The 12,733-nt window shown below is 75.3% G+C and carries 14 protein-coding genes; 10 read left to right on the top strand and 4 right to left on the bottom strand.

All coding sequences use genetic code 11. The features are described from left to right. Positions 1-16: 16 nt before the first annotated feature. Positions 17-490, top strand: coding sequence for an Hsp20/alpha crystallin family protein (locus H7K62_RS01765; RefSeq protein WP_186716507.1), 474 nt, complete (start codon positions 17-19; stop codon positions 488-490). 32 nt (positions 491-522) lie between these two features. Here the strand turns inward: H7K62_RS01765 and H7K62_RS23425 are convergent, their stop codons facing one another. Further along, on the bottom strand, positions 523-1,368 hold the full coding sequence (locus tag H7K62_RS23425; RefSeq protein WP_186715783.1) for a M15 family metallopeptidase: 846 nt from the start codon (positions 1,366-1,368) through the stop codon (positions 523-525). 115 nt (positions 1,369-1,483) lie between these two features. After that, positions 1,484-2,185, bottom strand: a complete 702-nt coding sequence (locus H7K62_RS01755; RefSeq protein ID WP_222436880.1) for a TetR/AcrR family transcriptional regulator — start codon at positions 2,183-2,185, stop codon at positions 1,484-1,486. Between the two features lie 88 nt (positions 2,186-2,273). Here H7K62_RS01755 and H7K62_RS01750 point away from each other — a divergent pair, with 88 nt between their 5' ends. Beyond that, positions 2,274-2,771: a nitroreductase/quinone reductase family protein gene (locus tag H7K62_RS01750; RefSeq protein ID WP_186715779.1), complete on the top strand. Its 498-nt coding sequence runs from the start codon at positions 2,274-2,276 to the stop codon at positions 2,769-2,771. Positions 2,772-2,876: 105 nt separating this feature from the next. Here H7K62_RS01750 and H7K62_RS01745 read toward each other — a convergent pair whose 3' ends face one another. After that, a complete protein-coding gene (locus H7K62_RS01745) occupies positions 2,877-3,428 on the bottom strand; it encodes a YceI family protein (protein WP_186715772.1) in 552 nt (183 codons plus the stop codon). Between the two features lie 126 nt (positions 3,429-3,554). Between H7K62_RS01745 and H7K62_RS01740 the strand changes: the two genes are divergently transcribed. Continuing rightward, positions 3,555-4,031: a MarR family winged helix-turn-helix transcriptional regulator gene (locus H7K62_RS01740; protein ID WP_186715770.1), complete on the top strand. Its 477-nt coding sequence runs from the start codon at positions 3,555-3,557 to the stop codon at positions 4,029-4,031. Between the two features lie 67 nt (positions 4,032-4,098). Here the strand turns inward: H7K62_RS01740 and H7K62_RS01735 are convergent, their stop codons facing one another. Continuing rightward, positions 4,099-5,235: a VIT1/CCC1 transporter family protein gene (locus H7K62_RS01735; RefSeq protein ID WP_186715768.1), complete on the bottom strand. Its 1,137-nt coding sequence runs from the start codon at positions 5,233-5,235 to the stop codon at positions 4,099-4,101. A gap of 102 nt (positions 5,236-5,337) precedes the next feature. Here H7K62_RS01735 and hemL point away from each other — a divergent pair, with 102 nt between their 5' ends. The 7 genes from hemL to ccsB all read left to right on the top strand — a co-directional run bounded on the left by hemL (position 5,338) and on the right by ccsB (position 12,684). After that, positions 5,338-6,717, top strand: a complete 1,380-nt coding sequence (hemL, locus tag H7K62_RS01730) for a glutamate-1-semialdehyde 2,1-aminomutase (RefSeq protein ID WP_186715767.1) — start codon at positions 5,338-5,340, stop codon at positions 6,715-6,717. A gap of 177 nt (positions 6,718-6,894) precedes the next feature. Next, positions 6,895-7,809 carry a transglutaminase domain-containing protein gene (locus tag H7K62_RS01725; protein ID WP_186716505.1) on the top strand — a complete coding sequence of 305 codons (915 nt, stop codon included), beginning with the start codon at positions 6,895-6,897 and terminating at the stop codon, positions 7,807-7,809. A gap of 119 nt (positions 7,810-7,928) precedes the next feature. Further along, positions 7,929-8,576: a histidine phosphatase family protein gene (locus H7K62_RS01720; protein WP_186715766.1), complete on the top strand. Its 648-nt coding sequence runs from the start codon at positions 7,929-7,931 to the stop codon at positions 8,574-8,576. After that, on the top strand, positions 8,573-9,199 hold the full coding sequence (locus H7K62_RS01715; RefSeq protein ID WP_222436877.1) for a TlpA family protein disulfide reductase: 627 nt from the start codon (positions 8,573-8,575) through the stop codon (positions 9,197-9,199). Before H7K62_RS01720 ends, H7K62_RS01715 begins: the two co-directional genes overlap by 4 nt. Beyond that, a complete protein-coding gene (locus H7K62_RS01710) occupies positions 9,196-9,948 on the top strand; it encodes a cytochrome c biogenesis CcdA family protein (RefSeq protein ID WP_186715765.1) in 753 nt (250 codons plus the stop codon). Before H7K62_RS01715 ends, H7K62_RS01710 begins: the two co-directional genes overlap by 4 nt. Before the next feature lie 31 nt (positions 9,949-9,979). Next, positions 9,980-11,665: a cytochrome c biogenesis protein ResB gene (gene resB, locus H7K62_RS01705; RefSeq protein WP_186715764.1), complete on the top strand. Its 1,686-nt coding sequence runs from the start codon at positions 9,980-9,982 to the stop codon at positions 11,663-11,665. After that, positions 11,662-12,684, top strand: coding sequence for a c-type cytochrome biogenesis protein CcsB (ccsB, locus tag H7K62_RS01700; RefSeq protein WP_370591556.1), 1,023 nt, complete (start codon positions 11,662-11,664; stop codon positions 12,682-12,684). The genes resB and ccsB overlap by 4 nt, the downstream gene beginning before the upstream one ends. Positions 12,685-12,733: the final 49 nt, after the last annotated feature.

Here is a 12,733-nt window from a genome sequence, read left to right as displayed (position 1 = left end):
GGATCCCGTGACCGTCATGCAGTTCGACCCCTTCGGAGACCCCTTCCGCCAGCTCGACCGCATGGCCCAGCAGCTGGTCAGCGGTGCGCGCACCCCGATGCGGATGCCCATGGACGTCTGGAAGGACGACGCCGGCTACCACGTCGAGCTGGACCTGCCCGGTGTCGACCCCTCGAGCGTCGACGTGACCACCGAGCGCAACGTCATCACCGTCCGCGCCGACCGCGCCACGCGGGCGGCCGGTTCGCGCGAGGTGCTCATCGCTGAGCGCCCCCACGGCTCGTTCGTGAGGCAGCTGCAGATCGGTGACGGTCTGGACGCGGCCGGCGTCAGTGCCGACTACCGGGACGGGGTGCTGCACCTGCTGGTCCCCGTCGCGCCCTCCGCGCAGCCCCGCCGGGTGGAGGTCTCCCGCGACTCGCACCCGGACCACCGCGAGGTGGTGGGGAGCGCCAGCGCCGAGCGCGACGCCGTCGGACCGGCGGCGTGACCCGCTGACGGTGCCCGGCCCCGGCTGCGCCGTCAGGCGTAGTCGGGGCCGCCGCTCGTCCCGAAGAACTGCTCCAGCGTGGGAGCGCCGGCGGCCACCATGGCGGCGACCAGCTCGACGCCCACCCAGCGGAAGTGCCACGGCTCGGCGTTGTACCCCGTGACCGCCTGGTCGGCCTCGGTGTAGCGCAGCAGCCACCCGTGGGATCCGGCGTGCTCGGCCAGCCACAGGCCCTCGTCGGTCTGGGCGAACCGCGGGCTGAGGGTGGCCCGGCCGTCGGCGGAGGAGAAGTCGACGGCGAGCCCCGTCTGGTGCTCGCTGTGGCCGGCCCTCGCGCTGTACCTGTCAGCCCCCGCCTGCCCGTTGCGGGCCACGGAGCGGCGGTGCACCTGCTGCTGGTAGGAGTAGGTCCGGAACCCGCTGACCAGCGTGAGCGCCACGCCGTCGTCCCGGCTGCGGGCCAGCAGGGCCTCGAGGTCCGGAGCCGCCTGGGCGGCGACCCTCTCGCCCGCCACCGCGACGAGCTTCGGCGGCTCGTAGTCCAGCGGGTCGATCGGGTGCCGCTTGTTCACCACCACCCACGGGCTCGACGCCTCGGTGGTCGAGTGGGCCGTCCTGTCGAAGGCGGCGGTGGTCTCGACCTCGGCGACAGAGGGGGGCGCGCTCGACGGCGACGGGGACGGCGCCGCCGGGCTGGCAGGAGCCGAGGGCACCTGGGCCGCCGCCAGCGCCTCCGAGGGCAGAGCCGTGGGGGCGGTGCCCGTGCTCCACCGCCCGGTGAGCCCCGAGGACGCGGCCGCTGCTCCCACCACCCACGCCGCGCCGGCCACGAGGGCGCCTCGGCGCGTGACGGGGGAGGGGGCGCGGTGCCGGCTCACGGTCGGACCACCTCCGGGGCGTGCTGGTAGCCCACCCCGTGCCGGGGCGGCCCGCCCGAGGGTAGGCGAGGTGGCGCCGCGACGCGCCGGTGCTGCGCGGGCTGCGGCGCGGCGCTCACAGCCCGAGCTCGTCGGCGAGGGTCTCGACGGAGTGCTCGAAGAAGGCGCCGGCGGGGTCGAACGTGCCGGCGAGCTGCCCGAACAGCTCGCTGCTCACCAGGCCGAGCAGCGCCGTCCAGGCCCGGGCGCCGGCGACCACCACCTCCGGTGAGGCGTGCGCGGCCGGACCGCCGGCGGCGGCGGCGCGCACGCGACCGGCCTGCTGCTCGAGCTCGGGGCCGAGCGGGCGGGTGCGCACCGCGGGCGGGCCGGCGGGGGCGGCCTCGGCCAGCACGGCGAGGAGCGCCAGGGGGGTGCGCGACCCCGCGGCGGTGGTCCGCTCGTCGCCGCGGTACCCCGGCACCGGCGAGCCGTGCACGAGGGCGAACTCGTGGGGGTGCTCCACCGCCCACCTCCGCAGCGCCGAGCAGCCCGCGGTGAAGCGCTGACGTGCCGACGCGCCGGGCGCGGGGGAGGTCGCCGCCTCCACGGCCGCCCCGCAGCTGTCGTACGCCTCGACGATGAGCGCGGTGAGGAGGTCGTCCCGGGTGGCGACGTAGCGGTAGACGGCCGACGACGCCATGCCGAGCTCGCGGGCGACGGCGCGCAGGGACAGCGCTGCGGCGCCGGACCCGGCCAGCTGTCGGCGCGCCGTGCTGAGGATCTCGGCCGTCAGCTCCCGCCGGGCTCGCTCGCGGGCGGTGAGGGTGGCGGGCACGGTCCCCTTCCTACCACGAGCGCGAGCGATGCTCCGAAGAGAGAGCGGTGCTCTTGACCCGGTGGTGACGGCGGGGCATGCTCCTGCCATGACGAGAAGAGCAGTGCTCTCGGATGCGAATGGTGCTCACGGTCCGGCCGGTGCGCGCTACCTGGCGCCCGGGTGGTTCACGGCCCGGGTGTTCAACCCCGCGGTGGCCCGCCTCACGCGCTGGGGGCTGCCGCTGGCGGGGTCGCGAGAGCTGGCGGTGCGCGGGCGCAGCACGGGCGAGTGGCGCACCACGCCCGTGAACCCCCTCGTGGTGGGCGGCGTGCGCTACCTCGTGGCGCCTCGTGGTCACACGCAGTGGGTCCGGAACCTGCGCGTGGCCGGCGCGGGGGAGCTGCGCCTCGGCCGCCGCGCCGAGGCCTTCACGGCCGTGGAGCTGGCGGACGCCGAGAAGCTGCCGGTCCTGCGCGAGTACCTGCGCCGCTGGGCGTGGGAGGTGGGGGCCTTCTTCGACGGCGTCGGGGCCGGTGCCACCGACGAGGAGCTGCTGGCCGCTGCGCCGAAGCACCCCGTCTTCCGGCTGGAGCCGCTCCGCTGACGTCGTCGTCGACGTCGCCCCCTCGCGTCTGGGCACCTGTCGCGGGCGGCGCGCAGAAGACCCCCGCCGACCGAGGCCGTGCGGGGGTCTTCTGCGCGGGGGGTGTCAGGCCTGCTTGATGGCCGAGACGTCCAGCGTGATCTTGATCTTCTCGCTCACCAGCACGCCGCCGGTCTCCAGGGCGGCGTTCCAGGACAGGCCGAAGTCCTTGCGGTTGATCTCGGCCTCGGCGGAGAAGCCGGCGCGGGAGTTGCCGAACGGGTCGGTGGCGACGCCCTCGGCGGTCACCTCGAGCTGCACGGGCTGGGTGACGCCGTGCAGGGTCAGCTCGCCGTCCACGACGTAGCCGTCACCGGAGGCCCGCACCGAGGTGGAGCGGTAGGTCATGGTGGGGAACTGCTCGACGTCGAAGAAGTCGGCGCTCTTGAGGTGGCCGTCGCGGTCCGCGGAGCGGGTGTCGACGCTGGCGACCTGGATGGTGGCCTCGACGGAGGTCAGCGAGGCGTCCTCGTCGACGACGACGGTGCCGGCGACGTCGGAGAAGCGCCCGCGCACCTTGGTCACCATCGCGTGGCGGGCGGTGAAGCCGACCTCGGTGTGCGACGGGTCGACGGTGTAGGTGCCTGCGACGAGACCGGCGGGCAGGGTGGTGGCCATGGAGTCCTCCGTGGTGGTCGGTGTGCGGATCGGGTGGCGCGGGAGTGCGCTGCACCACCACTGTGACGCATAATGGTTAAACATTCAACAGTGTTCCCACCGCGTCCCACCCCGGAGGTGGCTCTCATGAACGACACCGGTCCGGACACCGGTCAGACGCGGTGGCTCGACGCCCAGGAGCAGCGCACCTGGCGGACCTACCTCGAAGCGACCCAGCTGCTCCAGCGCCGCCTCGGGCAGGAGCTGGACGAGTCCGGGCACGACCTGTCCATCGCCGACTACGAGCTGCTCGTGAGGCTCTCGGAGTCCCCCGACCGCTCGCTGCGCATGTCCGACCTGGCCGAGCACCTCGTCCACTCCCGCAGCCGCCTCACCCACGCCATCACCCGGCTGGAGCAGCGGGGGCTCGTGGAGCGGCGCGCCTGCCCCGAGGACCGCCGGGGTGTGCTGGCGGTGATGACCCCCGCGGGGTTCGCGGCCCTCGAGGCGGCCGCGCCGCTGCACGTCACCGGTGTGCGCGAGCACCTCTTCGACCAGCTCTCCGGCTCGGACGTCGAGGCGCTGGGCCGCATCTGCGCGCAGATCGCCGAGCACCTGCGCTGACAGCGCGGGCCCCTGCCGGACCCCTGCCCGCACCCGGCCGGTGGTGCGGGTGGTGCGGGCGGTGGCCTCAGCCGACCGTCGTGCCGAACAGCAGGCCCAGCACGTAGGTGACCGCCGCGGCGCCCAGGCCGATGCAGAGCTGGCGCAGTCCGCGGGGCAGCAGCGGGCCGCCGCTGAGCACGCCCACCACGGCGCCGGTCGACAGCAGCGCCAGCGAGACCAGCACCAGCGCGGTGACGAGGGCGGCCCACTCCTGCAGGCCCAGCAGGAACGGCAGCACCGGGACCAGGGCGCCGCTGGCGAAGAACACGAACGAGGAGCCGGCGGCGGCCCAGGCGCTGCCGACCACGTCGTCCCCGTCCTCCTCCTGCGGCACCCCGAGGCCCGTCGAGGGTGAGAGCGGACGGGCGCCAGCGCTCCGCCCGGGGGCGCCCTGCAGGGCGGCCAGCTGCTCGGCGGCGTGCCGCTCGGCGTCGGCCTCGGCCATGCCCCGTGCCCGGTACACCAGCGCGAGCTCGTTGGCGTCGACGTCGAGCGCGCCCACCACCTGCTCCGAGTGCGGCGCGGGGGCGGAGGCCGCGATGAGCTCTCGCTGCGACCGGACCGACACGTACTCGCCGGCCGCCATCGACAGCGCACCCGCCAGCAGCCCGGAGATGCCCGTCAGCAGGATCGCGGCGGCGCTCGTGCCGGCACCGGCCACGCCCAGCACCAGGGCGAGGTTGGAGACCAGCCCGTCGTTGGCGCCGAACACCGCCGCCCGGAAGGTGCCCGACACCCGGGCCCGCCCGCGGGCCGCCAGGCCGCGCACCACCTCCCCGTGCACCTGCTCGTCAGCGGCCATCGCCGCGGTGGCGTGGGGCTCGCGGCCGTAGGAGGACCGGCCCTCCGCCTGCTGCGCCAGCGCCAGCACGAACACCGAGCCGAACCGCTGGGCGAGCAGGGCCAGCAGACGCAGGCCCGTGCCGGGACGGCCGGGCCGCGCCGGCGCGCCCGTGCGCTCCTCGATGAGCTCCGCCCAGTGCGCGGCGTGGCGGCCCTCCGCCTCGGCGAGCGCGAGGAGCACCTCGCGGTCCTCGCCGCCTCGCCGCTCGGCCAGCCGGCGGTACACGGTGGCCTCGTACTGCTCGTCGGCCAGGTGGCGCCGCCACCGCCTCACGTCGCGCGACGATGTCTGGTCCAGGGCGCCGGGCACGGCGACCATGATGGCCGCGCGCGCCCCGCACCGCGCGGACGGCGCGCGCCGTCGGTCACACCCGCACCGGGCCCGCTCGTCGCGGCCGCCGCCCGCGGGGAGGATGGCCCCGTGACCTCGACCAGCTCCACCGGCAGCCCCACGCCGACCACTCCGGCCCCCGCCTCCCAGGCCCTCTTCGAGCGCGCCAGCGCCGTGCTGCCCGGCGGGGTCAACTCGCCGGTGCGCGCCTTCCGCGCGGTGGGCGGCACCCCGCGCTTCACGGCGTCGGCGCAGGGCCCGTGGCTCACCGACGCCGACGGCGTGCGCCGGGTGGACCTCATCGGCTCGTGGGGCCCGATGATCCTGGGCCACGGCCACCCCGCGGTGCGCGAGGCCGTGGTGGCCGCCGCGGAGAAGGGCTTCAGCTTCGGCACGCCCAGCGAGGGCGAGGTGCTGCTCGCCGAGGAGCTCGTCTCCCGCGTGGAGCCGCTGGAGCAGGTGCGCCTGGTCAGCTCCGGCACCGAGGCCACGATGAGCGCCATCCGGCTGGCCCGCGGCTTCACCGGCCGGCCCGTGGTGGTGAAGTTCGCCGGCTGCTACCACGGCCACGTCGACGCGCTGCTCGCCTCGGCCGGCTCCGGCCTGGCCACCTTCGCCCTGCCCGACACCCCCGGCGTCACGCCGGAGAGCGCCGCCGAGACGCTCGTCCTGCCCTTCAACGACGTCCCCGCGCTGGAGCAGGCGTTCGCCGCTCACGGGGACCGCATCGCCTGCGTCATCACCGAGGCCGCCGCGGGGAACATGGGCGTGGTGCCGCCCGCCCCGGGGTGGACCGCCGCGCTGCTGCGCGAGACCCGCCGCGCCGGTGCGCTGCTCATCAGCGACGAGGTCATGACGGGCTTCCGCCTCTCGCGCTCCGGCTGGTTCGGGCTCGAGGGGCGCCAGGGGGTCGACCTCGGCGACGGGGCGGGGGAGCAGGCGCTCGCCCCGGACCTGTTCACCTTCGGCAAGGTCATGGGGGGCGGCTTCCCGGTGGCCGCCTTCGGGGGCCGTGCCGACGTCATGGGCCACCTCGCACCCGCCGGCCCCGTCTACCAGGCGGGCACCCTCTCGGGGAACCCCGTCGCCTCCGCGGCGGGCCTCGCCACGCTGCAGCACTGCACGCCCGAGGTCTACGCCCGCGTGGACGCCGTGGCCGCGACCCTGCGGGACGCCGCCTCGGCGGCCCTCGCCGCCGAGGGCGTCCCGCACACCCTGGGCGTGGCCGGGAGCATGTTCAGCGTCTTCTTCACCGACGTCCCGGTGGTCGACTACGACACCGCGCGGACCCAGGACACCGCCGCCTTCGCCGCGTTCTTCCACGCCATGCTCGACGCCGGGGTGCACCTGCCGCCGTCCTGCTACGAGTCGTGGTTCGTCTCCGCCTCCCACGACGACGACGCGGTCGGTGTCGTCCTCGACGCGCTCCCGGGGGCCGCCCGGGCCGCGGCGGCGACCCAGCGCCGGTAGGCGGGAGCCGTCCGGGTGGGCCCCGGCTCACCCGGACGGCTCAAGGAACGGGCCCGGTGCGCCGATCACCACGCCAGCGCCACACAGGCGCAACACCGTGGAAACGCGAGACGTGCAGGATCCGTTCATGACGGCGACCGTCGTGGTGCGCGGCCCTGCTGAAGGGGTCCTCCTGTGATGCTCGACGCGCTGTCCGCCCCGCTGCTCACCGCGCAGACGGCAGAGCTCGACGCCGCCTCCCGCGTCACGTACCGCCTGGAGCAGACCTTCCGGTACACCTACGACGCGCCCGTGACGGACCTGCGCCAGCGCCTCGTGGTGCTGCCGCCGGCCGTCCACGGCGACGTGCACCGCCGCCTGGCCTCGCTGACTGTCACCGGCCTGGAGGACGGCGCTGCCCGCCGCGCCGACCGCCGCGACGCCTTCGGCAACACGGTGACCCGCGTCCGCGCCGACCGCGTGGCCGACCACGTCGAGTTCCGCCTCGCCGCGGTCCTGGAGCGGGTGGTCCCCGACGCCCCGCACGAGGCGCACGCGACGGTCCCGCGGACCGCCCTGCGCGACCCGCGCCTGCTCGCTACCACGGCCCTGACCGCACCGGACGCCGCGATCGTCGAGCTGGCCGAGTCGCTGCGCCGCCCCGAGAACCCCCTCGAGACCGCCGAGCGCGTCTGCTCCGCCGTGCACGCGAGGTTCCGCTACGAGTTCGGCACGACGACGACGCGCACCACGGCCGCGCAGGCCCTCGCCGGAGGCGTCGGCGTCTGCCAGGACTACGCCCACGTCATGATCGCCGTGATGCGCCACCTGGGGATCCCCACCCGCTACGTCTCGGGGCACCTCATCGGGCAGGGCGGCACCCACGCCTGGGTCGATGTCGTCGTCCCCGGCCTGGTCGAGGGGCGCCCGGGTGCGGTGGCCGTGGCCTTCGACCCCTGCAACGACAAGCGCGCCGGCGCCGGGCACCTCACCGTGGCCGTCGGCCGCGACTACGCCGACGTGGCGCCGACCTCGGGCAGCTACAGCGGGGAGGGCGTCCGCGGCGCCCTGGCGTCCACGCGCGACCTCGGCGTCGTCAGCATCCAGCCCTGACCTCCAGCCCTGACCTCCAGCTCTCGCGGTCCGGCCCCGGGGACCCGCCGGTGTGACGTCGCGCGCAGGCCGGCGGCGCGCGGCCCCGGGCACCCAGGTGCGGGTGGGATGCTTCTCGCATGGCCCTGACCGCCGTCCACCTGCTGCGCCACGGGGAGGTCCACAACCCCGAGCGCGTGCTCTACGGCCGGCTCCCGGGCTACCGCCTCTCCGAGCGGGGCCGGGCCATGGCCGCACTCGTGGCGAAGACCCTCGCCGACGAGCGCGCCGACGTGGTGGAGGTCGTCGCCTCCCCGCTGCAGCGCGCCCAGGAGACCGCCGCGCCGATCGGCGAGGCCTTCGGCCTGGCCGTCGGCACCGACGAGCGGCTCATCGAGGCCGCCAACCACTTCGAGGGCCTCACCTTCGGCGTCGGTCCGGGCTCCCTGGCCCGGCCCCGCCACTGGTGGGCGCTCCGCAACCCGCTGCGCCCCTCCTGGGGCGAGCCGTACGCCGAGCAGGCCGAGCGCGTCCTCGCGGTGGCCCGCGAGGCCGCCGCGCGCAACGCCGGCCACGAGACCGTCCTGGTCGCCCACCAGCTGCCCATCTACTCCGCCCGCCGCCGCGCCGAGGGCCGGCGCCTCTGGCACGACCCCCGCAGCCGCGAGTGCACCCTCGCCAGCCTCACCACCCTGCGCTTCGACGGCACGGCCCTCGTGGGGGTGGACTACCGCGAGCCCGCCGCCTCGCTGCTGCCCGGCGCCGTCGACACGGCGGGTGCCGCGTGACCACGATCTCGCGACGCGCCCTGCTGACCGGGGTGCTGGCCGCGCCGGCCGCCGCCGCGCTCGCGGCCTGCGGCGGGCTCGGCCAGACCGCCGGCGACACCGGCAACCAGCAGGGCTACGTCTCCGGGGACGGCACCCGGAAGATCCTCGCCGTCGCCGACCGCGGTCAGCCGGTGGTCCTGTCCGGGAAGACCGCCGACGGGTCGACCGTCGACGTCGCCGCCTGGCGCGGGTCCGTGGTGGTCGTCAACGTCTGGTACGCCGCCTGCGCCCCCTGCCGCGCCGAGGCCCCGCACCTCGCAGCGATCGCCTCGGACTCGCCCGACGTGCGCTTCCTGGGTATCAACACCGAGGACGACGCAGCGGTGGTGCAGACCTTCGAGAAGAAGTTCGGCATCCCGTACCCGAGCATCCTCGACGCCGGCTCCGGCGAGGGCCTGCTGGCCCTGCGCGGACGGATCCCCCCGCAGGCCGTGCCCTCCACCATCGTCCTCGACGCCGAAGGGCGCCCCGCGGCGTCCGTGATCGGCAAGGTCGAGGAGGACGTGCTGCGCGGCATGATCGACGACGTCCGCAGCGGTCGAGCTGACGCCGGTGACACCCGCGCGAGCGCTGGCGCATGAGCACCGCCCAGCTCTTCCAGAGCCTGGCGGGCAGCGGCCCCCTGGTCGTGGCGGCTCTGGTCGCCGCGGCGGCTGGACTGGTCAGCTTCGCGTCCCCCTGCGTGCTGCCGCTGGTGCCCGGCTACCTGGGCTACGTCACCGGCCTGACCGGCGTGGACCTCGAGCGGCAGCGCCGCGGACGGCTGCTGCTGGGGTCGGTGCTCTTCGTGCTCGGCTTCACGGTGGTCTTCGTGCTCGCCGGGGCGGCCTTCGGCGCCCTGGGCGCCTTCCTCGTCGGGCACCGCGCCGAGCTCACGCGGTGGATGGGGGTCGTGGTCCTCGTCATGGGTCTGGCCTTCCTCGGCCTCGTGCCCGGCCTGCGCGGGGAGGCCAAGGTGCGCTGGCGCCCCGCGGCCGGGCTGGTGGGGGCGCCGCTGCTCGGGGCGACCTTCGGCCTGGGGTGGACCCCGTGCCTGGGCCCGACGCTCGCCGTGGTCCTCGCACTCGCCACCGACGCTGGCACCGCCTCGCGCGGAGTGCTGCTGACCCTGGCCTACTGCCTCGGGCTCGGCCTGCCGTTCGTGCTGGTGGCGCTCGGCCTGGGCCGCTCCGCCCGGGCCCTGGACTGGTTGCGGCACCGCAGGCTCGCCATCGCCCGCACCGGCGGCGTGGCGCTCGTGGTGGTCGGCGTGCTGCTGGTCAGCGGGCTGTGGGGCCAGTGGCTCGGCCAGCTGCAGGGCAGCATCGCCGGCTGGGAGACCCCGGTCTGATGCGCGACGACGAGAGGGAGGCGCAGGGCTCGTGACGACCGTCGAGGAGCGGCGCACCTCCGCCGAGCCGCCGTCGGACCCGAAGCCCGTCGGGCTCGGGCTGGTCGGCTGGCTGCGCTGGACGTGGCGGCAGCTGACGAGCATGCGCACGGCGCTGCTGCTGCTCATGCTGCTGGCCGTGCTGGCGGTTCCCGGGTCGCTGTTCCCCCAGCGCAACATCGACCAGGTCAAGGTGGCCCAGTACTTCCAGGCCCACCCCGACCTGGCGCCCTGGCTCGACCGGGTGAGCCTCTTCGACGTCTACTCCTCGCCGTGGTTCTCCGCGGTCTACCTGCTGCTGTTCATCAGCCTGGTCGGCTGCGTGCTCCCGCGCACCAGGGTCCACCTGGCGAACCTGCGCCAGGCGCCCCCGCGCACGCCCGCCCGGCTGTCGCGCCTGCCCGAGCACCGGTCCGTCCCGGTGGACGCGGCCCCCGCTGACGTCCTCAGCGCCGCGCAGGACGTGCTGCGCTCGCGCCGGTACCGCACCGCCGGCTTCACCGACGACCGCCGCGGCCCGTCGCTGGCCGGCCAGCGCGGGGAGCTGCGCGAGACCGGGAACCTGCTCTTCCACCTCGCCCTGGTGGGGGTGCTCATCGCCATCGCCGTCGGCGGCCTGTGGGGCTACCGCGCCCAGGTGATCGTGGTCCAGGGCGACGCGTACGTGAACAACGTGACGCGGTACGACAGCTGGGACCCGGGGGCGCTCGTCGACCCCGATGACCTGCCGCCCTTCGCCTTCACCCTCGACGCGCTGCACGTGGCCTTCGACGACAGCTCCACCGGCAACCAGTTCGGCGCCCCGCGCAGCTTCTCCGCTGACGTGACGGTGAAGGACTCCCCCGACGCCGCGCCGCGCTCAGGGCAGATCAGGGTCAACGAGCCGCTGCGCGCCGGTGGTGCCTCGGTCTACCTCGCGGGCAACGGCTACGCACCGGTGATCACCGTGCGGGACGCGAAGGGCGACGTCCTCTTCTCCCAGGCGACGCCCTTCCTCGTGCAGGACGCCACCTACACCTCCACCGGCGTCGTCAAGGTGCCCGGCCTCGACGGGGACATCGGCCTGCAGGGGCTGTTCCTGCCCACCGCCTCGCCCAGCGCCTCGGGCGTGCCGGTCTCCACGTTCCCTGACCTGAGGAACCCCGAGCTGCTCCTGTTCGCCTACACCGGGGACCTCGGCCTCGACGACGGCGTCCCGCAGAACGTCTACGAGCTGGACACGTCCAGGATGCAGCGGGTCACCAGCCCCGACGGGCAGCCGCTGCGCTTCGCCATGAAGCCGGGGGAGACCTACCAGCTCCCGAACGGTCTCGGGTCGGTGACCTTCGACCGCGTCGACCGGTACGCCGGCTTCACCGTCCGGCACGACCCGGCCCGCGCCGCCGCCCTCGTGTTCTCCCTGCTGGCCATCGCCGGGCTCACCGCGTCGCTGTTCGTGCCGCGCCGCCGCCTGTGGGTGCGCGCCGTGCCCGCCGCCGGTGGCGCGGACGGCCGCACGCTCCTCGAGGTCGGCGCGCTCGCCCGCAGCGAGGACCACGGCCTGGCCGCCGAGGCCGACGCGGTCCTGGCGGCCGTGCTCGCGCGGCTCCCAGCCGCTGCCCCGGCCGGCACGACCAGCGACACTGGCCCGACAGACAGCCCACCGTCCCACCAGCCCCCTCGACAGGAGGAGCCGTGAGCGTCGACGAGTCGCTGGCCTCGGCCAGCAACGCCCTCGTCTACTCGGCCATGGCCGTGTACACCCTGGCCCTCGGCGCCAGCGCCATGGACCTCGCCGCCCTCGGCGAGCGCGCCACCGCGCGGATGCGCAAGAAGCAGCAGGGCAAGGGCCAGCAGCTGAGCGCCACAGGTGCCGGCGGTGCGGGGGGGACGACGACCTTGGTCCGCACGTCGGCCTCGGAGGAGCCGGTCTCGCTCGCCGAGGACGGCACCCGCCGCAAGGCGGCCGGCATCGCCACCTCGCTCACGGTGCTCGCGCTGCTCCTGCACGTCGGCGGCGTGGTCACCCGCGGCCTCTCGGCGCACCGGGCGCCCTGGGGGAACATGTACGAGTTCTCGGTGACGGGCACCTCCGTCGTCGTCCTCGTCTACCTGCTCGTGCTCACCCGGCGCGACGTGCGCTGGCTGTCCACCTTCGTCCTGGCGCCCGTGCTGCTGAGCCTGGGACTGGCCGTCGCCGTCCTCTACACCGCCTCGGCCCCCCTGGTGCCCGCGCTGCAGAGCTACTGGCTGATCATCCACGTGTCGGTGGCGTTCGTGAGCTCGGCGCTGTTCGTGCTGGCCTTCTCCACCACGGTGCTCCAGCTGGTGCAGGAGCGCCGCGAGGCGCAGCGCGCCGCAGGCGCCACGCTCGGCGCCGGCCGCTTCATGGAGGCGCTGCCCAGCGCGGCGGACCTGGAGAAGCTGTCCTACCGGCTCATCGCCATCTCGTTCCCCCTGTGGGCCTTCACGCTGGTCGCCGGGGCGATCTGGGCCGAGGTCGCCTGGGGCCGGTACTGGAACTGGGACCCCAAGGAGGTGTGGACCTTCATCATCTGGGTGGTCTACGCCGCCTACCTGCACGCACGGGCCACCGGCGGCTGGAACGGACGCCGCGCCGCCTACCTCTCGATGGCCGGCTTCGCCTGCCTGATGATCAACTACGGTGTCGTCAACGTCCTCTTCCCGGGCAACCACTCCTACGCCGGGATCGGCTGACCCCCTCGCCGGGTGCGCGAGAGCCCCGGGACCCTGCAGGGTCCCGGGG

The organism is Quadrisphaera sp. RL12-1S, assembly GCF_014270065.1.
Classification (GTDB): Bacteria; Actinomycetota; Actinomycetes; order Actinomycetales; family Quadrisphaeraceae; genus Quadrisphaera.
This window is presented reverse-complemented; position numbering and strand designations above follow the sequence as displayed.